The organism is Sphingopyxis sp. LC81, from assembly GCF_000756375.1.
Lineage (GTDB): Bacteria > Pseudomonadota > Alphaproteobacteria > Sphingomonadales > Sphingomonadaceae > Sphingopyxis.
Genome location: NZ_JNFD01000014.1, coordinates 46,243 through 68,045 on the forward strand (window position 1 = coordinate 46,243; position 21,803 = coordinate 68,045).

General features: G+C 65.5%; 25 protein-coding genes. 14 read left to right on the forward strand and 11 right to left on the reverse strand.

Translation table 11 applies throughout. The features are described from left to right. Positions 1-34 precede the first annotated feature (34 nt). From FG91_RS07715 to FG91_RS07725, 3 genes are read left to right on the forward strand one after another with little or no spacing between them, the layout of a single operon-like run. Positions 35-619, forward strand: a complete 585-nt coding sequence (locus tag FG91_RS07715) for a DUF1285 domain-containing protein (protein ID WP_037513851.1) — start codon at positions 35-37, stop codon at positions 617-619. Next, entirely contained in the window at positions 619-1,203 is a 585-nt protein-coding gene (locus FG91_RS07720) for a CoA pyrophosphatase (protein WP_152568038.1), read from the forward strand. The genes FG91_RS07715 and FG91_RS07720 overlap by 1 nt, the downstream gene beginning before the upstream one ends. Next, entirely contained in the window at positions 1,200-2,408 is a 1,209-nt protein-coding gene (locus FG91_RS07725) for a CCA tRNA nucleotidyltransferase (RefSeq protein WP_037514063.1), read from the forward strand. The genes FG91_RS07720 and FG91_RS07725 overlap by 4 nt, the downstream gene beginning before the upstream one ends. Here the strand turns inward: FG91_RS07725 and FG91_RS07730 are convergent. Together FG91_RS07730 and parC are read right to left on the reverse strand one after the other, a co-directional pair. Continuing rightward, complete coding sequence (locus FG91_RS07730) at positions 2,381-4,063, reverse strand: putative bifunctional diguanylate cyclase/phosphodiesterase (protein ID WP_235211975.1); 1,683 nt, start codon at positions 4,061-4,063, stop codon at positions 2,381-2,383. The genes FG91_RS07725 and FG91_RS07730 overlap by 28 nt on opposite strands. A gap of 89 nt (positions 4,064-4,152) precedes the next feature. After that, positions 4,153-6,456, reverse strand: coding sequence for a DNA topoisomerase IV subunit A (gene parC / locus FG91_RS07735; protein WP_037513853.1), 2,304 nt, complete (start codon positions 6,454-6,456; stop codon positions 4,153-4,155). A 99-nt stretch (positions 6,457-6,555) separates the two neighbouring features. On the opposite strand from parC, the gene FG91_RS07740 reads away from it, so the two are divergent. Next, positions 6,556-7,896 (forward strand): acyltransferase family protein, encoded by a 1,341-nt coding sequence (locus tag FG91_RS07740; RefSeq protein ID WP_152568039.1) that lies wholly within the window; start codon positions 6,556-6,558, stop codon positions 7,894-7,896. Between the two features lie 93 nt (positions 7,897-7,989). Here FG91_RS07740 and FG91_RS07745 read toward each other — a convergent pair whose 3' ends face one another. The 3 genes from FG91_RS07745 to FG91_RS07755 all read right to left on the reverse strand — a co-directional run bounded on the left by FG91_RS07745 (position 7,990) and on the right by FG91_RS07755 (position 10,475). After that, on the reverse strand, positions 7,990-8,559 hold the full coding sequence (locus FG91_RS07745; protein WP_152568040.1) for a hypothetical protein: 570 nt from the start codon (positions 8,557-8,559) through the stop codon (positions 7,990-7,992). Between the two features lie 80 nt (positions 8,560-8,639). After that, the gene (gene ctrA, locus FG91_RS07750) at positions 8,640-9,347 is read right to left on the reverse strand and encodes a response regulator transcription factor CtrA (RefSeq protein WP_037513859.1); all 708 of its coding nucleotides are present in this window, start codon (positions 9,345-9,347) and stop codon (positions 8,640-8,642) included. 180 nt (positions 9,348-9,527) lie between these two features. Then, positions 9,528-10,475 (reverse strand): LysR family transcriptional regulator, encoded by a 948-nt coding sequence (locus FG91_RS07755; protein WP_037513860.1) that lies wholly within the window; start codon positions 10,473-10,475, stop codon positions 9,528-9,530. Between the two features lie 140 nt (positions 10,476-10,615). Between FG91_RS07755 and FG91_RS07760 the strand changes: the two genes are divergently transcribed. The 7 genes from FG91_RS07760 to FG91_RS07790 all read left to right on the forward strand — a co-directional run bounded on the left by FG91_RS07760 (position 10,616) and on the right by FG91_RS07790 (position 14,939). Continuing rightward, positions 10,616-11,311 carry a pirin family protein gene (locus tag FG91_RS07760; protein ID WP_037514066.1) on the forward strand — a complete coding sequence of 232 codons (696 nt, stop codon included), beginning with the start codon at positions 10,616-10,618 and terminating at the stop codon, positions 11,309-11,311. A 110-nt stretch (positions 11,312-11,421) separates the two neighbouring features. Beyond that, the gene (locus FG91_RS07765; protein WP_037513862.1) at positions 11,422-12,018 is read left to right on the forward strand and encodes an FMN-dependent NADH-azoreductase; all 597 of its coding nucleotides are present in this window, start codon (positions 11,422-11,424) and stop codon (positions 12,016-12,018) included. Positions 12,019-12,022: 4 nt separating this feature from the next. Then, entirely contained in the window at positions 12,023-12,823 is an 801-nt protein-coding gene (locus FG91_RS07770; protein ID WP_037513863.1) for a DODA-type extradiol aromatic ring-opening family dioxygenase, read from the forward strand. Between the two features lie 24 nt (positions 12,824-12,847). After that, the gene (locus FG91_RS07775) at positions 12,848-13,531 is read left to right on the forward strand and encodes an RluA family pseudouridine synthase (protein ID WP_037513865.1); all 684 of its coding nucleotides are present in this window, start codon (positions 12,848-12,850) and stop codon (positions 13,529-13,531) included. Continuing rightward, positions 13,524-13,925, forward strand: coding sequence for an alternative ribosome rescue aminoacyl-tRNA hydrolase ArfB (gene arfB / locus FG91_RS07780; protein ID WP_037513866.1), 402 nt, complete (start codon positions 13,524-13,526; stop codon positions 13,923-13,925). The genes FG91_RS07775 and arfB overlap by 8 nt, the downstream gene beginning before the upstream one ends. Before the next feature lie 7 nt (positions 13,926-13,932). After that, a complete protein-coding gene (locus FG91_RS07785) occupies positions 13,933-14,520 on the forward strand; it encodes an SOS response-associated peptidase (protein WP_037513868.1) in 588 nt (195 codons plus the stop codon). Positions 14,521-14,609: 89 nt separating this feature from the next. Beyond that, complete coding sequence (locus FG91_RS07790) at positions 14,610-14,939, forward strand: PilZ domain-containing protein (protein ID WP_037513869.1); 330 nt, start codon at positions 14,610-14,612, stop codon at positions 14,937-14,939. A gap of 6 nt (positions 14,940-14,945) precedes the next feature. Here the strand turns inward: FG91_RS07790 and FG91_RS07795 are convergent, their stop codons facing one another. Continuing rightward, the gene (locus FG91_RS07795; protein WP_037513870.1) at positions 14,946-15,371 is read right to left on the reverse strand and encodes an EVE domain-containing protein; all 426 of its coding nucleotides are present in this window, start codon (positions 15,369-15,371) and stop codon (positions 14,946-14,948) included. Positions 15,372-15,504: 133 nt separating this feature from the next. On the opposite strand from FG91_RS07795, the gene FG91_RS07800 reads away from it, so the two are divergent. Then, entirely contained in the window at positions 15,505-16,434 is a 930-nt protein-coding gene (locus tag FG91_RS07800; RefSeq protein ID WP_037513871.1) for an isopenicillin N synthase family dioxygenase, read from the forward strand. 157 nt (positions 16,435-16,591) lie between these two features. Here FG91_RS07800 and FG91_RS07805 read toward each other — a convergent pair whose 3' ends face one another. Genes FG91_RS07805 through FG91_RS07815 form a run of 3 tightly spaced genes read right to left on the reverse strand, consistent with a single transcriptional unit; the run spans position 16,592 to position 18,419 of the window. Next, a complete protein-coding gene (locus tag FG91_RS07805; protein WP_235211976.1) occupies positions 16,592-17,005 on the reverse strand; it encodes a ribose-phosphate pyrophosphokinase in 414 nt (137 codons plus the stop codon). Next, positions 16,984-17,799 carry a DUF1295 domain-containing protein gene (locus tag FG91_RS07810; RefSeq protein ID WP_037513872.1) on the reverse strand — a complete coding sequence of 272 codons (816 nt, stop codon included), beginning with the start codon at positions 17,797-17,799 and terminating at the stop codon, positions 16,984-16,986. The genes FG91_RS07805 and FG91_RS07810 overlap by 22 nt, the downstream gene beginning before the upstream one ends. Beyond that, positions 17,796-18,419 carry a lysophospholipid acyltransferase family protein gene (locus tag FG91_RS07815; RefSeq protein WP_037513873.1) on the reverse strand — a complete coding sequence of 208 codons (624 nt, stop codon included), beginning with the start codon at positions 18,417-18,419 and terminating at the stop codon, positions 17,796-17,798. Before FG91_RS07815 ends, FG91_RS07810 begins: the two co-directional genes overlap by 4 nt. Positions 18,420-18,552: 133 nt before the next feature. Between FG91_RS07815 and FG91_RS07820 the strand changes: the two genes are divergently transcribed. Then, positions 18,553-19,965: a M20/M25/M40 family metallo-hydrolase gene (locus FG91_RS07820; RefSeq protein ID WP_037513875.1), complete on the forward strand. Its 1,413-nt coding sequence runs from the start codon at positions 18,553-18,555 to the stop codon at positions 19,963-19,965. On the opposite strand, the gene FG91_RS07825 is transcribed toward FG91_RS07820, so the two are convergent. Beyond that, entirely contained in the window at positions 19,962-20,777 is an 816-nt protein-coding gene (locus FG91_RS07825; protein WP_037513876.1) for a ferredoxin--NADP reductase, read from the reverse strand. The genes FG91_RS07820 and FG91_RS07825 overlap by 4 nt on opposite strands. Further along, positions 20,777-21,058: a hypothetical protein gene (locus FG91_RS21710; RefSeq protein WP_152568042.1), complete on the reverse strand. Its 282-nt coding sequence runs from the start codon at positions 21,056-21,058 to the stop codon at positions 20,777-20,779. The genes FG91_RS07825 and FG91_RS21710 overlap by 1 nt, the downstream gene beginning before the upstream one ends. Positions 21,059-21,064: 6 nt before the next feature. On the opposite strand from FG91_RS21710, the gene FG91_RS21715 reads away from it, so the two are divergent. Then, positions 21,065-21,787 carry an SCO4402 family protein gene (locus tag FG91_RS21715; protein WP_152568043.1) on the forward strand — a complete coding sequence of 241 codons (723 nt, stop codon included), beginning with the start codon at positions 21,065-21,067 and terminating at the stop codon, positions 21,785-21,787. The last annotated feature ends 16 nt before the right edge of the window (positions 21,788-21,803 follow it).

Genomic DNA, 21,803 nt, shown 5'->3' on the forward strand with positions numbered 1-21,803 from the left:
TTGCACCCTTCGCCCGTCCGCCTATGTCGGAAACATGGTCACCCCCGCGGCATCGCTTCCCAAAGAATTCTCGCAGCTTTCGCTGACCGAGGCCGCCGAACTGCTCGCGGCGCGCGAGCTGCCGCCGGTCGAACAATGGCACCCCGAGCGGACCGGCGACAGCTTTATGGAAATCCGCGCCGACGGCAGTTGGTATCACGAGGGCGGCCGCATCAACCGTCCCGCGATGGTCAAGCTGTTCTCGACGATCCTCCGCCGCGAGGGCGACGGCAGCCATGTGCTCGTCACCCCCGCCGAGAAATTGAGCATCGTCGTCGAAGACACGCCCTTCCGCGCGGTCGAGATGAAGAGCGAAGGCGAGGGGGCGGCGCGCAAGCTGGTGTTCCGCCTCGACACCGACGATCTCGTCATGGCCGGCGCCGACCATGTGCTCAGCTTCGGCAGCGATGCCGACAATCCCGATCCGAGGCTGCATGTGCGCGGGGAAATCGGCAACGGGCTCGAGGCGCGGATCGACCGCGCGCTCTATTACGAACTCGTCGAAATGGCGCTCGCCGAGGATGCCGACACGCCCGCGATCTGGTCGAACGGCACGCGCTTCCCACTGGTGGACAGCTGATGCTGTCGGAGAAATTGCGCGCCGCGCTCGACAATCTGCTGCCCGACGCGGGCGAGGACGAGGCGTATCTCGGCGCCCCGACCTTGCGCGATGCCGCGGTGCTCATCGCCTTCACCGACCGTCCCGACCCCGGCGTCATCCTGACCCAGCGCCCGCAATGGCTGCGCAGCCATGCGGGGCAGGTCGCCTTTCCGGGTGGCAAGATCGATCCGGGCGACCGCGACGCGATCGACGCCGCGCTGCGCGAGGCGGAGGAGGAAATCGGCCTCAACCGCCGCGACGTGATGGTGGCGGGCGTGACCGAACCCTATCGTTCGGGCAGCGGCTATATCATCACGCCGGTGCTCGGGGTTGTCCCGCCAGACCTGCCGCTCGACCCCAATCCCGACGAAGTCGAGGACTGGTTCGAGGTGCCGCTCGACATCCTCTTCGATCCCGACAATTATGCGCGCCACCATGCGAATTTTCAGGGGCACGACCGCCATTATTACGACATGGATTGGCAGGGACGACGGATTTGGGGCGTGACGGCGGGAATCATCATCAATCTGGCGCGGCGGATGCCGGCTGGCTGGCACCGGTGACGGTGCTGCCCCTCGCCGAGTGGCGCGACCGGCCCGGACTGCGGCGCATCGTCGCCGCGTTGGCGGCCGATGGCGGCGCGGTGAAGATCGTCGGCGGCGCGGTGCGCGATACGTTGCTCGGCCTGCCCGTCACCGATATCGACCTCGCGACGCCGCTGCTCCCGCAGGACGTGACGCGGCGGCTTGAGGCGGCCGATATCAAGGTCATTCCGACGGGCATCGCGCATGGCACCGTCACCGCGATCGCCAGCGGCGACCATCATGAAATCACGACCTTGCGCCGCGACGTCGAAACCGACGGACGCCGCGCGACGATCGCCTTCGCCGACGACTGGCGCGACGACGCCGCGCGGCGTGACTTCACGATCAACGCGCTCTACGCCGATGCCGATACCGGCGAGGTCGATGACTGGTTCGGCGGCCTTGCCGATCTGCAAACCGGGCGCGTCGCTTTCATCGGCGACCCGGCGACGCGCATCGCCGAAGATCATCTGCGCATCCTGCGTTTCTATCGCTTCGCCGCGCGCTTCGGGCGCGGCGACCTCGATCCGGTCAGCCACGCCGCCGTGGTCACCGCGCGCCAGTCGCTCAAAAGCCTGTCGCGCGAGCGGATCGCCGACGAGCTGCTCAAGATCTTGTCGCTCCCCGATCCGCGCACGATTGTCGGGCAAATGGCGGCCGACGGGATTTTCGAGGTCTTGTTGCCCGAACGCGATGCCGGTTTCGCCGCCGCGTTCGACCGGCTGGTGGCCAATGAGGAGGCCGCGGGCGTGGCTGTCGCGCCTTTGCGCCGTCTCGCGGCGCTGCTGCCCGCCGACGCCGCCATCGCCGAACAGGTCGCGAGCCGGCTGCGCCTGTCGACGCGGCAGCGCAAACATCTCGCCGCGCTCGGCGGACGCCGCACCGATAATGTCAGGCCGGTCCGCCAGCTGGCGCATGCGATCGGTGTCGACGCCGCGCGCGACGTGCATCTGCTCGCCGACGACGCGGCTTCGGCACGCACGGCGGTCGACGCACTATCAGACTGGACGGTCCCCGAAATGCCGCTCAAGGGCGGCGACATCGTCGCGCGCGGGATCGCGGTCGGCCCCGAGGTCGCGCGCATCCTGAAAGCGGTCGAGGCCGAATGGGTGGCCGAAGATTTCCCGGATGCGACGCGCGTGGCGCAACTCGTCGATCAGAAGATCGGCCGCACCAGCGACTGACGCCAATAATCGAGCGCGTCCTTGCCATCCATCGGCCGCGCGAACAGGAAACCCTGCCCGAAATCGCATCCGAGCGCCGACAGCAGTCGCGCCTGATCGGCGGTCTCGACGCCTTCGGCCGTCGTGCGCATGCCCAGCACTTCCGCCAGGCTCTGGATCGTGCGGACGATCGCCACCTTGTCGCGGTCGTCGACCATATGTTCGACAAAGCTGCGGTCGATCTTGAGCACGTCGATGGGCAGGCGCTGAAGATAGGCGAGGTTCGAATAGCCGGTGCCGAAATCGTCCATCGCGACGCGCGCGTCGAGCGCCTTCAGCTCGCTGAGCACCGACAAAGCGAGGTCGGGATCGCCGATGATCGCGCTTTCGGTGAGTTCGATCATCAGCCGTTCGCCGCCGATCTTATGGCTTTCGAGCGCCTGGCGCACCACCGCGGCGACATCGTCGCGGACCAGCTGGATCGCCGAGACATTGACCGAGAAATAGCAGTCGACGATTCCGCCGCCATTCTGCTTGTCCCAGTCCGCGAGCACCGCCGCCGCCTTGCCGATCGCCCATTGGCCGAGCGGGACGATCAGGCCCGAATCCTCGGCGATCGGAATGAATTCGGTCGGCGAAACCGAATGACCGTTGCTGGTGTCCCAGCGCGCCAGCGCCTCGAACCCCGCAACGCGGCCGCTCGCCAGTTCGATCAGCGGCTGGAAGGCGAGGTGGAGCCGGTCTTCCTCGATCGCATTGCGCAGCTCGGTTTCCATCCCGAACCGGTTGTCCGACAGCATCGCCGCTTCGGGTTCATAGATTTCGATGCGGTCGGTCTGCTTCGCGCGCTTGAGCGCGATCTGGGCGTGGCGGATCTGATCGGCGACATCGGTGTCGGCTGCCGGCTGGATCGCGCAGCCGAGCGCGCAGTCGACGCTGACCTTCAATTCGCCGATGCGGAAGGGGTGGTCGAAACAGCCGCGGATGCGCCGCGCCATTTCGCGCACATCGGCACGGCCGCCCACGACGCGCGTCGATATGGCGAATTCGTCGCCGCCGGTGCGTGCTAATATGTCGCCGCTGCGCAGGCTCGATTTCAGCCGCCGCGCGACGGTGATGATCAGCTCGTCGCCCGCCATCGGCCCGATATGTTCGTTGATACGGCTGAACCGCGCGAGGTCGAGCAGCAGGATCGCATGGTCGGCGACGCCCACGTCGGTGATCGCGCGTTGTTCGACCAGTTCCTCGAACCCGGCGCGGTTGGGAAGGCCGGTCAGGCTGTCGGAAACGAGCTCGCGGCGCAGGTTGCGCTCGGTCATCATTTCCTGCGTCCGGTCGATCAGCGTCAGCAGGAAGAGCCCGTCGTCGCCCGATTCGGTGGGCAGCGGGCCGATCGAGCCGCGCAGGTCGCGCGCCGAGGGCCCTTCGCCCAGCTGGCAGGAAAATTCCTGCGCCTCGCCCGGATATTGCGATGCGCGCTCGATCGCCCGCAGCATTTCGATCGGCGCCTCGACGCCCGCGGGCGACAGGCTCAATCGGTCGAACGCCGCGTTGCTTGCATGGAGCCGGAAATTGCCGCGCGCCATCGGTCTGATCAGCGCGGCCGGAACGGGCAACGCGTCGATCCAGCCGACGAACAACAAGGGCCGGTCTTCGCCGGTTCTATCGATAGGCATAACAGAGGGTTTTGTGCGACCTTTCCCCATTGCCCAATGCCTAGGTCATGGGAAGTAAAGAAGGGATTTACGGCTGCAACGAAATACGTTCAGCCGAAGCGATTGTTCCTCGGAAAACCGGTCGGAGGCATCCGTCCGGCGGCGCCGCGCGCGACGCGCCAGGGGGCAAGGTCGGTTTCGGTGCGCGTGCGGCCGGTATCGCCGCCCATCGCCCAGCTCAATCCGTCGGCAAAGGCAAAGCTGACCGCGTCGGACAGTCCGCCGTCGCGGTAGCGTTGCAGCATCACGCCCTGGCCGCGCGCCATCACCGGCACCTCGGCGAGCGGGAAGACGACGAGCTTGCGGTTCTCGCCGACCACGGCGACGCTGTCGTCGCTCGCCAGAACCGGGCGGACGATAGCGAGCGCGGCCTTGGGTTTCAGGTTGACGACATTGCGGCCCTTGCGCGTTTCGGCGACGACTTCGGCCATCTGCGCGACGAAGCCATGGCCGCTTGTCGAGGCGAGCAGCAGCCGGCCGTCGGCGCTCGCCGGGATCATCGCGACGATCCGCGCCTCGGGGTCGATGTCGACCATCAGCCGCAGCGGCTCGCCGAACCCGCGCCCGCCGGGCAGCTTGTCGGCGCCGACGGTGAAGAAACGCCCGTCGCTCGCCGCGATCAGCAGCTTGTCGGTCGTCTGCGCGTGCGCGGCGAACAGCAGCTCGTCGCCTTCCTTGAACTTGAATTCGGCCCATTGGTCCGCCGCGACATGACCGCGCTGGGCGCGAATCCAGCCGCGTTTCGACAGGATCACCGTCACCGGCTCCTTCTCGATCATCGCGTCCAATGGGATGTCGCGCGCGGGCGCGGCCTCGGCGATCGTCGTGCGGCGCGCGCCGAGCAAGGTCTCGAGCCCATAGACCGCGCGCAATTTCTCCAGATCCTTGCGCAGCCGTGTCTTCTGCCGCGCCGGGCTCTCGATCAGCTTGGCGAGTTCTTCGCGCTCGGCGGTCAGGTCGGCCTGCTCGCGCTTCAGCTCCATTTCCTCGAGCCGGCGGAGGCTCCGCAGCCGCATGTTGAGGATCGCCTCGGCCTGCCGGTCGGTCAGGATGAATTCGGCGATCATCACGGGCTTCGGCTCATCCTCGGTGCGGATGATCTCGATGATCCGGTCGAGGTTGAGGAAGGCGATGATATAGCCCGCGACCAGCTCCAGCCGGTCGTCGATCTTCGCGATGCGGTGCTGCGCGCGGCGCACGAGCACGACGATCTGGTGCTGCAGCCATTCGGTGAGCAGCTGGTGCAGCCCCATCACCTTCGGCGTGCGCGTCGCGTCGAGCACGTTGAGGTTGAGCGCGAAGCGGTTTTCGAGGTCGGTCAGCCGGTACAGGCTTTCCTTGAGGATGTCGGGGTCGACATTGCGGCTCTTGGGTTCGAGCACGATGCGCAGATCCTCGGCGCTTTCGTCGCGAACATCCTCGAGGATCGGCAATTTCTTATCGGCGATCAGCTGCGCGATCTGCTCGATCAGCTTGCCCTTGGCGACGCCGTACGGAATTTCGCTGATAACGAGCTGCCAGGTGCCGCCCGACTGCTTCTCGATCCCGCTCTCTTCCCAGCTGCCGTCGTCCAGCTTGCCGGTCGAAAAACGCGCGCGGACACGGAAACCGCCGCGCCCGGTCTCATAGGCGTGCGCGATCGTCTCGGGGCTGTCGACGACGATGCCGCCGGTCGGGAAATCGGGGCCTTTGACATGTTCGAGCAGTTCGCTGAGCTCGGCGCGCGGATTCTCGATCAGCACCAGCGCGGCGTCGATCACCTCGGCGGCATTGTGCGGGGGGATGTTCGTCGCCATGCCGACCGCGATCCCGCTCGCGCCATTGGCGAGCAGGTTCGGGAACAGCCCCGGCATGATCTCGGGCTCTTCATCCTCGCCATTATAGGTCGGCTTGAAATCGACCGTGCCCTCGTCGAGCCCCTGCATCAGGTCGATCGCGACGCGCGTCAGCCGCGCCTCGGTATAGCGGTACGCCGCGGCGTTATCGCCGTCGATATTGCCGAAATTGCCCTGGCCGTCGACGAGCGGATAGCGGAGCGAAAAATCCTGCGCGAGGCGGACCATCGCGTCGTACACCGCGGTGTCGCCGTGCGGGTGGAATTTGCCGATGACGTCGCCGACGACGCGCGCCGATTTCTTGTAACCCTGCGACGGGTCGAGCCGCATCGCGCGCATCGCCCAGAGCAGACGACGGTGGACGGGCTTCAGTCCGTCGCGGAGATCGGGAAGCGAGCGCGCGGTGATCGTCGACAGCGCATAGACCAGATAGCGTTCGGACAGCGCGCTGTCGAACGGGGTATCGGTCATGCCGGGGACGGGATCGTTGCTGTCGGGATCGTCGGTGGTGGTCGCCATTGTCCGGAGCCGATAGCAAGGCTGGCGCGTCAAGGCAAAGGCTTGCGTTGACGCTGTGCGACACTAGCTTGGGATTTCCATCTGGGGAGGGACGGTATCTTGAGCGAAACCACTGGCGTCGTTCGCAAAAGCATCTGGTCGCGGGCCAGGGAGATGGCGCAGCAGGCCCCGCCCGAGCGCAACCGCTACGTCGATTTCCTCCGCGCGCTGTCGATCCTCGCGGTCGTCGTCGGTCACTGGCTCGTCGCCGCGCCCTATATGAAGGACGGCGCGGTCGAGGGCGGGCATTTGCTCGGCATCCTGCCCTGGACGCAGTGGCTGACCTGGGGGTTTCAGGTGATGCCGCTCTTCTTCCTCGTCGGCGGATTTTCGAACGGCATGTCGTGGGCCGCGACGCTGCGCAAGGGCGGCTCTTACGAAAGCTGGTACAGCGGGCGGCTGCAACGGCTGATCAACCCGGTGCTGCCCTTGTTCCTGATCTGGACGCTCGTCGCGATGTTCGGGACACTCGCGGGCATCGAGCGCGGCGTCGTCGCGATGGCGGCGCAGCTCGCGCTGATCCCTGTGTGGTTCCTGTCGGTCTATCTGATGGTCGCCGCGGTCGTGCCGCTGACGTGGAAGGCGTGGAAACGCTGGGGTTTCGCCTCCTTCTGGGCGCTCGTCGCGGGCGCGGTGGCGATCGACGTCGCGGCGCTGCGCTTCGACGTGCCTTACGTCAATTTCCTCAACTTCGCCTTCGTCTGGCTCGCGATCCACCAGCTCGGCTTTGCGTGGAGCGAGGGGCGGCTGACGCCGGGCAGGGCGCTCTTGTGGGGCGTGGGCGGGCTGGCCGCGCTCGCGCTGCTCGTGGGCTTCGGCCCTTATCCCGTCGCGATGATCGGCGTCCCGGGAAGCGGCCTCAGCAACTCGATGCCGCCGACGCTCGCGCTGCTGGCGCTCGGCATCGCGCAGGCGGGCTTCGCGCTGGCGCTCGAACCCGCGGGGCGACGGATGCTCGATAATCTCCGCATCTGGACCGGTGTCGTGCTCGTCAACGGCATGATCATGACGATCTACCTCTGGCACCTAACCGCATTCGTGCTCGTGATGATCGCCGCGTGGCTGCTCGGCGGGATCGGGCTCGATGTCGCGCCCGGCAGCGCGTCATGGTGGCTCGCGCGACCGGTCTGGTTCATCCTCTATATCGCGGCGCTCTTCCCGCTGATCACGCTTTTCGCGCGCTACGAACGCGCGAGCAAGGACAGCGGCGAGGTGCCGCACTGGCGCCTGATCACCGGGCTGCTCCTCATCTGCGCCGGGCTCGGCGCCACCGCGGCGATCAGCATCGCGAGCCCGCTCGGCGTCACCGGCGTACGCCTCTGGCTCGTCGCGCTCCCCTTTGTCGGCGCCGCGATTGCGCAATTCGGTCCAATCCATCGGCTGGTGCAGTCGCGGGCATGATGCGCGGCGCGGTTGCGCCGGGCGCAGGGGGTGGCCGATAACGGGTAGAGCGCTGGCGCTACGCCGTAGGCCCTGCTTCTCGGGGATTTTTCATCAGGACAGCATCGTTGATGCCGCGGCCAACACAAAGGAGAAGAATGAGAATAGCACCAACAGCACGGCCATAATGCGCGCCTTGTGACCTTTGACCGGACGCTTGACGCCAAAGCGCAGCTCGCGCCGTCGCCAGGTGATAACCGCAAGCGTCAAAAGCGGGATATTCATGAACGCCCAAATGAAGGGTATCTGGACGCCCCATGACGTCGAGAAGAGCGTAACGATTGGCATACCCAAGAAAACAGCTGCGATGGCGACACCACCAGCTACCTTGAGGCGAAGTTTCAAATCCTCTTCGGCCCATTGGGCTTCGAGCGCTTGCTCTTCGGTTTCCGGCGTTTCCACCTCGCCATCGATGGGCGCGTATAGCCATGCCTCGAAGCCGCCATCGGCAAGTTGCTCACGCGCTTTTAGAAGCTCGTCGAATGGCGCAGGAGGTTTGCGTAAATCCTGTGGTCCTTCCACCGCGCCCCCTTCCCAGCAATCGAGCGGCAATTCTGCCATGACGCGCAGGATATGCGAGGATGCCCCAGTCCGCAATTGGTCGCTGGATGCTTTCGTGTCCACGAGGGCCCGCGCCCAAAAGAAAACCGGCGCGGATCGCTCCGCGCCGGGTTCCCTCGGTAAATCTTGCGAGTTGCTACGCGTCAGGCAACGCGGCGCACCTCATTGCCTTCGTCGTCGATATCGCGAAGGACATAACCGCGGCCCCAGACCGTCTCGATATAATTTTCGCCGTGGCAGGCGAGCGCGAGTTTCTTGCGCAGCTTGCAGATGAAGACGTCGATGATCTTGAGTTCGGGCTCGTCCATGCCGCCATAGAGGTGGTTGAGGAACATTTCCTTGGTGAGCGTCGTGCCCTTGCGGAGCGAGAGCAGCTCGAGCATCTGATATTCCTTGCCGGTCAGATGCACGCGCGTGGTGTCGACCTCGACCGTCTTGGTGTCGAGGTTGACCGCCAGCTTGCCCGTCTTGATGACGCTCTGGCTGTGGCCCTTCGACCGGCGGACGACCGCATGGATGCGCGCGACCAGCTCGTCGCGGTGGAACGGCTTGGTGACATAGTCGTCGGCGCCAAAGCCGAACGAGCGCACCTTCGAATCCATTTCCGAAATGCCCGACAGGATCAGCACCGGCGTCTGCACCTTGGCGGTGCGCAGCTTTTTCAGCACGTCATAGCCGTGCATGTCGGGCAGATTCAGGTCGAGCAGGATGATGTCGTAATCATAGAGCTTACCCAGGTCCAAGCCTTCCTCACCGAGATCGGTGGTATAGACATTGAAGCCCTCGGTCGTGAGCATCGTATCGATCGCTTTCGCGGTCGTCGGCTCGTCCTCGATCAGCAGTACGCGCATTGGGCACCCCTTTTTCCCACGATAATCCCGCGAACCGATCGCATGACCATCAAGGATGTCACCGACCAACCCCCGTTGCAGGACTGCCGGAACATTAACCACGAAACTAATGAAGGGAAAAGGTTAATTTTGATTTAACCCGCAGAAGTCCACGAGTCGCGGCCATTTTGCAACAGTCGCTCAGCCCGTTTTTCCTTCATGGTGAAGCGCGATATATTGATCATGCGCGCCCGTGCACGACATCTTCAGCGTGTCGACCAGATGGTCGGACAGCGCGCGCACGCGCGCCGGGCGCAGCCGCGATGGCGGCGACAAGAGGTGCAGGTGCGACTGCGGCAACGACCAGTCGGTCAGGATCGGAACCACCGCGCCCGATGCCAGTGCTTCGGCCGCGATGAAGTCGGGCAGGGCGGCGATCCCGACCCCCGCGACGACCAGCGGCACCGCGACATCGCCATTGTTCGCGAACAGCGGGCCGGTCGGCAGCACGGTTGCCTCCTCGCCCTTGCGGTGGAAATGCAGCGGCATCGCGCGCTGCCGGTGGCCGTAACCGATCAGCCGGTGGCCCGACAGTTCGAGCGGATGTTTCGGGGTGCCATGCTTCGCCAGATAGGCGGGGCTGGCGATCACCGACGCCGCCACGGGCGCGATCGTCCGCGCGAGCAGGCTCGAATCGGCGAGCGGCGAAATGCGCAGGGTCAGGTCGATGCCTTCGGCGACGGGATCGTTGCGCGCATCACTGAGCAACACCTCGACCTCGACCGCGGGGTGCCGCTCGAGAAAGACCGCGAGCGGTGGGCCGAGCACCTTGATCCCGAAGCTCATCGGCGCCGCCAGCCGGATCGGCCCCGCCAGGTCGACGCGGTCGCCGCGCGCCGCTTCGGTGGCCGCGGTTGCCGCCGCGACCATCGCGCGCGCCTCATCGAGCAGGCCCGCGCCCGCGGTCGACACCGCGACGACGCGCGAACTGCGGTGGAGCAGGGTAATGCCCAGCGACGCCTCGAGCCGCGTTACCGCCTTCGACACGCTCGCCTTCGACAGCCCCAGCGAGGCCGCCGCGGCGGTAAAGCTGCCGCCATCGGCGACGGCGACGAAACAGGCCCAGCCTTCATAGTCGGGAAGTGCCACGCAATAGCTCCTGAATGGAAACGATGGTTTTCCATCTATGCTATTTTAGAAACGATCGAAATGCCTATTTTGTCCTCAACAGCAGCGCACCGGCATCGCCGATGTGCGCAACGATTGAGAAGATACGAAAGGACAAGGCCATGATCGACATCCGCAAATTCGACAGCCTCGGCCACGCCAACCACGGCTGGCTCGACGCCCGTCATCACTTTTCGTTCGCCAACTATCACGATCCGAAGCGGATGGGCTGGGGCGCGCTGCGCGTCTGGAACGACGATGTCATCGCGGCGCAGTCGGGTTTCCCCCCGCACCCGCACCGCGACATGGAAATCATCACCTATGTCCGCACCGGCGCGATCACCCACCGCGACTCCATGGGCAACAGCGGCCGCACCGCGGCGGGCGATGTCCAGGTGATGAGCGCCGGTACCGGCGTGACGCACAGCGAATTCAACCTCGAGGATGAGGAAACGACGCTGTTCCAGATCTGGATCATGCCCGACCATGACGGCGGCAATCCCGGCTGGGGCGCGCGCCAGTTCCCCAAGGCCGACCGGTCGGGTCAGTTCGTGACGCTGGCAAGCGGGATCGAGGGCGATGAAGCCCTGCCGATCCGCGCCAACGCCCGCGTCGCCGCGGCGACGGTCAATGCCGGTGAGAGCGTCTCGTACGACCTCGAAGCCGGACGCCACGCCTATCTGGTCGCCGCCAAGGGCCGCATCCGTGTCAACGGCACGGACGCCGATCCCCGCGACGGCATCGCGCTCCGCGATGTCGGAACGATCGAGGTCGAAGCGCTCGACGACGCCGAACTGGTGCTCGTGGACAGCCTCTAACCAGCCCCCGGGCCGCCGACGTCCCCCTCCCTGACGGCGGCCCACCTGGTGCCGCGAGTTCCCCGGCTCGCGGCACCCCCTCTCCCCGAAGTGAAACAGGAGTATTTGACATGACCCATATTCTTCGCATCGATGCCAGCGCCCGCAACGAAGGTTCGACGACGCGTCCGCTCGCCGACCAGCTGGTGAACCGCCTCGTCGAACAGGGTTACGGCGCCACCGTAACGCGCCGCGACCTCAACACCGCACCGCCCGCGCTGCTCACCGAAAGCTGGATCGGCGCCAACTTCACCGACGAAGCGGCGCGCAGCGACGAACAAAAGGCCGTGCTTGCGGGCTCGGACGAACTGATCGCCGAACTCGAAGCCGCCGACACGATCGTCATCACCGCGCCGATCTATAATTTCGCGATCCCCGCATCGCTGAAAGCCTGGGTCGACCTGATCGCCCGCGCGCGCCGCACCTTCCGCTATACCGAGGCCGGTCCCGAAGGGCTGCTGACGGGCAAGCGCGCGTTCATCGTCTTTGCCTCGGGCGGCGTACCGCTGGGCAGCGAAGTCGATTTCGCGAGCGGCTACCTGAAGCATATCCTCGGCTTCGTCGGCATCACCGACGTCACGATCATCGCCGCCGACGGCCATATGATGGACGGCGACGCGGTCGCTCGCGCCACTTCGGCGATCGGCGAACTGAAGCAGGCGGCCTGAACCGATGCGCCGTCTCCCGAGCCTTTTCCTTTCGCACGGCTCGCCGATGATGGCGCTTGAGCCCAGCCCGGCGCGGACCTTCCTCGCCGGGCTGGGTGCCGGGCTCCCACGCCCGCGCGCTATCCTTATTGTGTCGGCGCATCATGACGCCGCCTATCAGGGCGGACGCGCGACCGTGACCGCATCGCCGGCGCCGCCGACGATCCACGACTTCGGCGGCTTTCCCGACGAACTCTTTGCGATGCGCTACCCCGCGCCGGGCGATCCGCTGCTCGCGGCGCGCGTCGTCGAGCTGCTCGCTGGTCACGGCCTTGCCGTCGCTGCCGACCCCGACCGCGGGCTAGACCATGGTGCATGGGTGCCGCTGACGCTGATCTACCCCGACGCCGACGTCCCCGTTGTTCAGCTCTCGATCGCCTCGAACGCCTCGCCCGAATGGCATTATGCGCTCGGCCAGGCGCTGGCCCCGCTACGCGACGAGGATGTGCTGATCGTCGGATCGGGCAGCATCACCCACAATCTGCACGCGCTGTTTTCGGCGCGCCTGCCGATCGATGCACCGGCGCCAGCATGGGTCACCGATTTCACCGACTGGATCGCCGATCGCATGGCGGCCGGCGCGGTCGACGACGTCCTCCACAGCGTCGAGCGCGCGCCGCATGGCCGCGACAATCACCCGACCCCCGACCATATTTTGCCGCTGTTCGTCGCGATGGGCGCGGGCGGGACACCGTTCAAGGCCGAACGGCTGCACCACAGCGCGACCTACGGCCTGCTCGCGATGGACGTTTACGCTTTCGACTGAGGGACAGCCCGCCTATAGCGCGCCATGCTCCTTTCAGATCGTGTTCTCTTCCTCGACGGCGAGGCCCTTGTCATCGACAAGCCTGCGGGCCTTCCCGTCGATGCGCCGCGCGACGGCAGCCTCAGCCTCGAGAACCACCTCGACCTCCTGAAGTTCGGCTTCAAACGCTGGCCGCTTCCCGTCCACCGGCTCGACCGCGACACCTCGGGCTGCCTGCTCCTCGCGCGCAATCCCAAAGCGCACGGCCGTTTCACCCGCGCATTCGAAAGCCGCGAAGTCGAAAAGCAATATCTCGCGATCGTCGACGGCGTGCCCGACGGCGACGGCGGCACGATCGACATTGCACTCGCCAAAGTTTCGACCGCCGAAGAGGGCTGGCGCATGGTCGGCGATCCGCAAGGCAAGCCCTCGGTCTCGCATTGGGAAAAGCTCGCGGTCGTCGGCGACCGCAGTCTGCTGCGCTTCCGCCCCGAAACCGGTCGCACCCACCAGCTCCGCGTCCACGCGCTCGAAGGGCTCGGTTTCCCGCTCGTCGGCGATCCCGTCTACGGCCGCGGCGGTACGAAAACGCGCACCTTGCTCCACGCCGAACGGCTGGTCGTAAAACGTGACGTCAAGCCGTCCATAATTGCCGAGGCGCCGTTCCCCGACAGCTTCATCGCCTTGGGCTTCGCGGCCCCCGAAGGCGCATCGCCGACCCGTGGCTGACATCCCCGAAAGCGCGATCAGCGAGAAGTTTCTCGCCGGCACGGGGCCGGGCGGTCAGAATGTCAACAAGGTCGCGACCGCGTGTCAGCTGCGCGTCAATGTCTATGCGCTTGGCCTCACCCCCGATGCCTATAAGCGCCTGAAAACCCTCGCGGGCAGCCGGATGACGACCGAGGGCGAACTCGTGATCCTTGCGCGCCGTTTCCGGACGCAGGAAGCGAACCGCGCCGACGCCCGGCAACGCCTGTCTGAACTGATCGACACCGCGCTCGTCCGCCCCGAACGCCGGATCAAGACCAAGCCGAGCAAGGCGGCGAAGGCGAAGCGCGTCGACAGCAAGAAAGCGCGCAGCACGGTCAAGGCCGGCCGCGGACGGATACGCGGAACCGACTAACCTCGCGATGACCAGTCTCTACCGCCTCGATGCCCCCGCCAGCACGATCGCCGCGGCGTTCGGCGCCGAGGCCGGCAACGACCCTTGGACCGGCGATTATGTCGCGCCGGGCCGTCCCGCGCCGGTGATCGTCAGCGACGGCCGCGGCGGATCGCGGCGTTATCTGCGCCCGAAACTCTGGGGCGTCCCGCCGCCGCAGGGCGACCGCCCGGTCACCGCCGTCCGCAATCTCGCCAGCCCCTTCTGGATCGGCACGCTGCGCCACGCCGAACTGCGCTGCCTGATCCCCGCGACCGCCTTTTCCTATTGGTCGGGTGCCGAAGGCGCGCGGCGCCAGCACTGGTTCTCGGTGTCGTCGCGGCCGGTGTTCGCTTTCGCCGGAATCCATCGGCAGGGCGATGACTGGCCCTGCTTCGCGGTCCTCACGACCGATGCCAACCGGCTGGTCGCGCACCATCAGCCAAAGGGCATGCCGGTGATCCTTCATCCCGAGGATTATGCCACCTGGCTGAGCGGCGAATGGCGCGCCGCCGTGGCGCTTGCGGTCCCTTTTCCCAGCCAGTTGATGGCGGTCGCCGACACCCCGCCGGTGTAGCCGATTTTCACCATATCGCTTCACTTTGAGGTAACCAACGGCGGCCTAAAAGCGGCTCGACCAGGAATGAAATAACAGGGACCGAATCCGTGTTGGGGAATCGCACCATCGAAACCAGGAAAGCGCCCACAGCCGGGCGCGGCGCCGAGCGCGCACCCGTGACCGCACGCGCGCGCTTCCGCGAACCGGGGCTGAACCCCTTCGACGTCGAACTGTTCGACCTGTCGTCGACGGGCTTCCGCATGGTCACCTTTTTCCGGCCGGACATCGGTAAGCATATCTGGGTGAACCTGCCCGGACTCCAGCCGTTGGAAGCCATCGTCCGCCGCGCCGACGGGAACAATTATGGCTGCGAGTTCGTCAACCCGCTCCACCCGTCGGTGGCAAAGCATCTGCAGGTAAAGCTGCGCGGCCAGTAAACCGGCTCAGCCCTCCGCCTTCTCGGATTTTTTCAGGATGTGCTTCCACTCGGCGGGCGTCACGCGCCCGACCGACAAGCGCGACTGGCGGATCAGATCCATGTCGGCGAGCCCCGGATCGGCCTTGATCGCCGCCAGCGTCACCGGATTGGCGAGCGCACGCACAGGCGCGACGCGTACCACGACCCATGGCGAGCCTTTTTCGGCGGTCGGATCTGGAAAGCTTTCCTCGGTGATCTCCATGATCCCGACGCATTCCTTGCCGATATTGCTGTGATAGAAGAGCGCCTCGTCGCCGACCTTCATCGCCATCAGGTTGAGTTTGGCGGTGTGGTTGCGCACCCCGTCCCACATCCCCGTGCCTTCACGCACGAGCTGGTCCCACGGATAGGCGTCGGGTTCGGATTTCATCAGCCAATATTGCTTGCTCATGGGCCGGGGCTTAGCCCAGCGATGCGCGCCGCGAAACCGCCTTTTTCCCTTTAACCGCGGGCGCACAGCGCCTAAATCGCGACTCATGATGCGCCGGGCCGGCGCCGCCCCTTATCAAATGGACTTCTCTCGCATGACTGCTGCCGTTCCCGTTATTTCCATGTCGCTCCCCGCCGACCAGTTCGCCAAGGATTTCGGCGCGTCGTTCGAACGCTTCGGTTTCGCGATGATCACCGATCACGGCATCGATCCCGCGCTGATCGACACCGCCTGGGACAAGGCGAAAGCCTTCTTCGCGCTGCCCGAGGAAACCAAGCGCGCCTATCATATCGCCGGCGGCGGCGGCGCGCGCGGCTATACGCCGTTCGGGACAGAGATCGCCAAGGGCGCGAAGGAAGTCGACCTCAAGGAATTCTGGCACGTCGGCCGCGACCTGCCCGCCGGGCACCGCCTCGCCGCGCAGCAGCCGAACAATGTCTGGCCCGCCGAGGTCGAGGGCTTCCGCACCGCTTACGACAAGCTCTTCGCCGAATTCGACCGCGTCGGCGGTCGGCTGCTGTCGGGGATCGCGCGCTACCTCGGTCTCGCGCCCGATTTCTTCGACGACACCGTCGCCGACGGCAACAGCGTGATGCGCCTGCTCCACTATCCGCCGGTCGAGGCGCCCGCAAAGGGCATCCGCGCCGAGGCGCATGAGGATATCAACACGATCACCTTGCTGCTCGGCGCCGAGGAAGCGGGCCTCGAAATTCTCGACAAGGACGGCAGCTGGCTCCCGGTCAGCCCGCCCCCTGGCGCGATGGCGGTCAATGTCGGCGACATGCTGCAACGGCTGACCAACAACAAGCTGCCCTCGACCACCCACCGCGTCCGCAACCCCGACGCTGGGCGCGCGAGCGTCGCGCGCTACTCGATGCCCTTCTTCCTCCACTTCCGTTCGGATTATCCGATCGAGACGCTCGAAAGCTGCGTCGACGCGTCGCACCCGAATTTATATCCGACGCCGATCACGGCTGACGAATATCTGCAGGAGCGGCTGCGCGAGATCGGGTTGAAGAAGTAGGCGAGTGACCGCTCCGGGATTGGGGAGCGGACGGCAAACTATCCCCGCTTCGTCATCCCGGACTTGATCCGGGATCCATAGCTGCGCCGTCGTCGTGGATCCCGGATCAAGTCCGGGATGACGATGAAAGGAAGGACGGCTTCCGGTCGAAACCTTCCTACCGCCCCTCCCAATAATCGAACGCCAACTGCTGCTGCTCGCGAATAAACCGCGCCGCCGCCGCACCTTCCCACGGGCCGTCATAGCCGAGCAGCAAAGCCGTCCCGCCGACCCACCAGCCTTGCCCTGGCAGCCGGTCGCTCTCGCGCACCACCAGCACCGCCAGATCGGGTTCGCCGTCCATCGCGCCAAGTCGGTCGACTTCTTCGAGCGTCCGGCACACCGCGCGCATCTTTGGCCGGGTGAAGCGGAAACCCAGATCGCCGAGCAGTTCGGAGTAGCTGACGCTGCGCCCTTCGCGCGCCGCCTCGATCAATATCGCGCGGATGCGCGGCGCGTCGCCGAGCGCCGACACATCGGCCGGGCTTTCCTCGCCGCCTAAGCCCCCGTCTAGCGCGCCTTTGGCGGCCACGGGACGAATCCGGAGGTGCGTGCGACATAAGCGGCATAATCGGGCCGCGTCTTGTGCAGCCCCTTTTCGAGCAAAGCCTTGCCCGACCATTTGGTGAGGGTGAAGGTCAGGAAGACCGGTCCTATCACGCTCGCGAGCGCGGGGGCCCAGCCGAGGTCGGCGGCGATCAGCCAGATGCCCCACCAGGTCAGCGCGTCGCCGAAATAATTGGGATGGCGCGTGTAGCGCCACAGGCCGGTGTCGAGCACCTTGCCCTTGTTCGCGGCGTTCTTTCGAAAGGCGTCGAGCTGCGCGTCGCCAATGCTCTCAAACGCAATACCCGCGAGCGCCGCCGCCGCGCCGATCCAGCCGATGATGCCCACGCTCGCGGCCGGGTCTCGCGCGCTCGCCCAGATGCCGATTTGCGCGGGCAGGCAGGTGATGAAGAGCAAGGGCGCTTGCGTCAGGAAGACCATGACAAGCGCGGTCTTCGCCCAGCTCCACTTTCGCTTCTCCGTCGAGAGTGCGAGGATCTTTTTGTAGCGCGGGTCCTCGCCGTGGCTCGCCCAGCGGATCGTCAGATGGATCGCGAGCCGCAGCCCCCATAGTGACGTGAGGCCGAGGAGCAGCTTGCCGTGTGCGCCCTCTGCGCCGACTTGCCACCATGTCCCCCATGCGAGCAGCACCATGCCGAACGCCCAGAAGGCGTCGATGAACGACACGTCGTGGATCAGGGTCGCGATGCCCCACAAGAGCAGGATCACGGCGAGCAATCCGCCGAAATTGACCGTCAGCAGCAAAAGGGCGTCACTCACGCGCGCATGTCTCGTTCCTCATCGCGGCCGACGATGTCATCGATCGAGCGCGCCTGCCGCTCCGGGAATCGGGCAGTATGGCTCCTATATACCTCAAAAACCTTCATCATGTCGGCGCGAAAGTCGCCCGTCGGCCAGATCAGCGGGCCGAGCCCGCCGGTCTTGGTGCCATAATCCATGAAGCCGACTACCAGCGGCACCCTGGCCGCCATCGCGATCTGATAAAAGCCGGTGCGCCATTTTGCCGCCTTTCCGCGCGTGCCCTCGGGCGCGACGGTCAGCATGAATTCGGCGCGGCGCGCGAATTCATCGACCATCTGCTGGACGACATTGCCGCCGCCGCGGCGATCGACCGGAACCCCGCCCATCTGGCGGATAAAGCCGCCGAGCGGCCAGCGGAACAGCGACAGCTTCGCCATGAAATAGGGACGGATCTCGAGGTCGGCGGTCAGCCCGAGGAAATTGACGAAATCCCAATTGCTCGTGTGCGGCGCCGCGATCAGGATGAAGCGCCGCGCCTCGGGCACCTCGCCCTCGGCTTTCCATCCGCGCATCCGGTACAGCAGAAGCAACAGGCGGCGCACCGCGCGCGCCACCAGCCCCGGCGGGTCGTCATTCATTCGTGTCACGCTTGGTCCTCTCGCTTGATGCGGATTGCGCGAAAGGCGCACGCGGCGCAAGAGGTGCGCGCATCGCGGCTTGCGGCGATGCCGTCTTTCTGCTCCCTTCATCCGCAAAACAGGGGAGAAAATGATGAAGACGCTGTCCGCGCTGCTGACGTCCGCCATGCTGCTTGCGGTGCCCGCGATCGCTGCCGAGGCGCAGCCGCGCCCCGACCAGCTCGCGTTCCGCGACCTGTACAAGGAGCTGGTCGAGACGAACACGACGCTCTCGTCGGGCAGTTGCACGCTCGCCGCCGAACGCATGGCGGCACGGCTGAAGGCGGCGGGCATCCCCGCCAGCCAGCTCACCCTCTTCGCGACTCCCGAGAATCCCAAGGAAGGCGGCCTCGTCGCCGTCTATCCGGGCACCAGCAAGACCGCGAAGCCGATCCTGCTCGTCGCGCATATCGACGTCGTCGAAGCGAAGCGCGCCGACTGGGAACGCGACCCGTTCGTCATGGTCGAGGAGAATGGCTATTTCTATGGCCGCGGCACCGCCGACGACAAGGCGCAGGCCGCGGTGTGGGTCGACACGCTGATCCGTTTCCAGCAGGCGGGTTATAAGCCCAAGCGCACGGTCAAGGTCGCGCTGACCTGCGGCGAGGAAACCAATGGTGCGTTCAACGGGGTCGAATGGCTCGCGGCGAACAAGCGCGACCTGATCGACGCCGAATTTGCGCTCAACGAAGGCGGCGGCGGCGACAGCGACGGCAAGGGCAAGGTGCTCGGCCAGTCGGTGCAGGTCGGCGAAAAGACCTTCGCCAATTTCCGCCTCGAAACCCGCAACCCCGGCGGGCACAGTTCGGCGCCGGTGCCCGACAATGCGATCTATGAGCTCGCCCGCGCGCTGACGAAAATCGACGATTATGATTTCCCGATCGAGATGACCGACACGACGCGCCGCTTCTTCGCCGAGGCCGGCGCAGCGCGCGGCGACGAGACGGGCAGGGCGATGGCTCTGCTGGCGAAGAACCCCGCCGACAAGGCGGCCGAGGCGATCGTCAACAAGGACCCATTCCTGCACAGCAATTTGCGGACGACCTGCGTCGCGACCTTGCTTGACGGCGGCCATGCACCCAACGCGCTCCCGCAGCGCGCCGGGGCGAACATCAATTGCCGCATCTTTCCGGGGCACAGCATCGAATCGATCAAGGACGAACTCGGACGCGTGATCGGCGACCCCGGCGTCACGATCACCCAGCTGCCGCCCAAGCGCCCCGCACCACCCGCGCCGCCGCTCGACCCGAAGATCATCGGCCCGATGCAGGCGCTCGTCGACAAATATTGGCCGGGGCTGAAGGTCATCCCGTCGATGGCCAACGGCTATACCGACGCGACCTTCCTCGGCGCGGCCGGCATCCCGACCTATGGCATCCCCGGCATGTGGGGCGACCCCGACGGCAATGGCGCGCACGGCCTGAACGAACGCATGGAGGTGCGCTCGGTCTACGTCGGGCGCGACTATATGTTCGATCTGGTGAAGGCTTATGCGGAGAAGCCTTAACCGACGAACGCGCGCTCGATAACGAAATCGCCGGGCGCGGCGTTCGATCCTTCCTTGAAGCCGAGCGCTTCGAAGCGCGCTTCGAGGTCGCGGATCATCGCCATGCTGCCGCACATCATGATGCGGTCGGTGGCGGGGTCGAAATGCGCCGGGCCGGTCAGCGGGTGGCCGAACAGGCTGCCGCTTTCGATCAGCGCGTCGATGCGTCCCTCGGTGCGGAAGGGCTGGCGCGTCACCGTCGGCAAATAATGGAATTGCAGCAGCGCCTGATCCTGCACCAGCGGGTCGCCCGCAAGTTGGCTTTCGAGTTCGTCGCGGAACGCGAGGTCGCTGACCTGCCGTACGCAATGCACGATCACGATCTGGTTGAAGCGCTCATAGATATCGGGGTCGCGCGCGAGGCTGAGGAAGGGCGCGAGCCCCGTCCCGGTCGACAGCATGAACAAACGCCGCCCGGGCAGCAGCGCATCGGCGACGAGCGTCCCCGTCGGCTTGCGGCCAAGATAAACCGGATCGCCCGGCTGGATCTTCTGCAGCCGCGAGGTCAGCGGACCGTCGGGCACCTTGATCGACAGGAATTCGAGCTCGTCGGCATAGGCGGGGCTCGCGATAGAATAGGCGCGCAGCAACGGGCGGCCCTCGCCGGGCAGGCCGATCATCACAAACTCGCCCGAGCGGAAGCGGAAGCTCGGCGGGCGGGTGATCGTGAAGCTGAACAGATGCTCGTTCCAATGGCGCACCGAACGCACCTCCTCGACGGTTAGCGAGGCGGAGGGGGCCAGCTTGGCGGCTTCGGCAATACGGTCACTCATCACTTTGAACTTTCCTGATGTGTCATGGTGCCAGCCGCGAGGGCCGGCATATCGAATCCCGCCGCGACCAGTCGGTGGACCGCGGCGCCCATCGCCCTGGCGATTGGGCCGACGCTTTCTCCCTCGGCCAGCAAGGCCAGCGTCGCATGGGCATTTGCGGCGTTCTCAAGCGAAAAATCGCGCCAGAGTCCAAGCAGAATTGCTTCATCCTCTGAAATCTGGAGACAGGGCAGGGGCGCAAGCAGCAATGTTTCGGCCGCATCGCCGGCAAGCAGCGCCATCGCGACGTGGAAGTCGGGCAGGGCGCTCGCGGCATCGACTGCGGCAAAGCCCCGGTGCAGAACCTGCGGCGGACATCGCCCGCGCTCGGCGGCGTGAACCCACCCGCGCATCGCCCAGAGCAGGAAGCGCCCGCCATTGCACAGGCTTTCCACCGGTCGATCGACAAAGGCGTACATCGGGACTCTTTCCAGCGCACAACATGCGGCGCCGGCGGCTTATATGTTATTGCGAGTCATTTGCAATTCAGAATTTCTGTTCGGGCAGGATTTGCTGCACGCTTGAGACAAGGCAGATTTCGACCGATCGCGGACATTGCGGTCAATTGCGATCATAGATACCCTCGCAATATGACGGATAATCACTCATTCCTGCCTTCTTCGCTTGCCAATCCGGAAAAGCGAGAAGAACTCATTCTGTATCTCAAAGAGCTTGCGGCGGAAAATCCGGAAGAACTTTGGCGCAATGAGCGCGAACAAGGGCTGGTGTCAGACATCGATCAGATTTTTCATTTCTTCTTTGACGACAATGGTTTCGATGAAGGCGCAATTGGAGAAAGTCTTTTGGCCGCGGAAGAAGCCAAGACCATCGACGAGGTGAAGGCTTTGCTGGACGCGATGCTTGTGGACCTACCCAAGGGCGATGACGCAGCATTCGTCAGCCATCATTTATGGCCACGCTTGCGCACTAAGGCGCAAGTGGCACTATCTGCTTTTGAAGCGCGGAGCTAAACGACCGTTTCCCACC

Coding starts and splice junctions, on each gene's coding strand:
- FG91_RS07715 (WP_037513851.1), top strand. CDS start 35: ATGGTCACCCCCGCGGCATCGCTTCCCAAAGAATTCTCGCAGCTTTCG.
- FG91_RS07720 (WP_152568038.1), top strand. CDS start 619: ATGCTGTCGGAGAAATTGCGCGCCGCGCTCGACAATCTGCTGCCCGAC.
- FG91_RS07730 (WP_235211975.1), bottom strand. CDS start 4,063: ATGCCTATCGATAGAACCGGCGAAGACCGGCCCTTGTTGTTCGTCGGC.
- parC (WP_037513853.1), bottom strand. CDS start 6,456: ATGGCGACCACCACCGACGATCCCGACAGCAACGATCCCGTCCCCGGC.
- ctrA (WP_037513859.1), bottom strand. CDS start 9,347: ATGCGCGTACTGCTGATCGAGGACGAGCCGACGACCGCGAAAGCGATC.
- FG91_RS07760 (WP_037514066.1), top strand. CDS start 10,616: ATGATCGACATCCGCAAATTCGACAGCCTCGGCCACGCCAACCACGGC.
- FG91_RS07765 (WP_037513862.1), top strand. CDS start 11,422: ATGACCCATATTCTTCGCATCGATGCCAGCGCCCGCAACGAAGGTTCG.
- FG91_RS07770 (WP_037513863.1), top strand. CDS start 12,023: ATGCGCCGTCTCCCGAGCCTTTTCCTTTCGCACGGCTCGCCGATGATG.
- FG91_RS07775 (WP_037513865.1), top strand. CDS start 12,848: ATGCTCCTTTCAGATCGTGTTCTCTTCCTCGACGGCGAGGCCCTTGTC.
- FG91_RS07785 (WP_037513868.1), top strand. CDS start 13,933: ATGACCAGTCTCTACCGCCTCGATGCCCCCGCCAGCACGATCGCCGCG.
- FG91_RS07795 (WP_037513870.1), bottom strand. CDS start 15,371: ATGAGCAAGCAATATTGGCTGATGAAATCCGAACCCGACGCCTATCCG.
- FG91_RS07800 (WP_037513871.1), top strand. CDS start 15,505: ATGACTGCTGCCGTTCCCGTTATTTCCATGTCGCTCCCCGCCGACCAG.
- FG91_RS07815 (WP_037513873.1), bottom strand. CDS start 18,419: ATGAATGACGACCCGCCGGGGCTGGTGGCGCGCGCGGTGCGCCGCCTG.
- FG91_RS07820 (WP_037513875.1), top strand. CDS start 18,553: ATGAAGACGCTGTCCGCGCTGCTGACGTCCGCCATGCTGCTTGCGGTG.
- FG91_RS07825 (WP_037513876.1), bottom strand. CDS start 20,777: ATGAGTGACCGTATTGCCGAAGCCGCCAAGCTGGCCCCCTCCGCCTCG.
- FG91_RS21710 (WP_152568042.1), bottom strand. CDS start 21,058: ATGGCGCTGCTTGCCGGCGATGCGGCCGAAACATTGCTGCTTGCGCCC.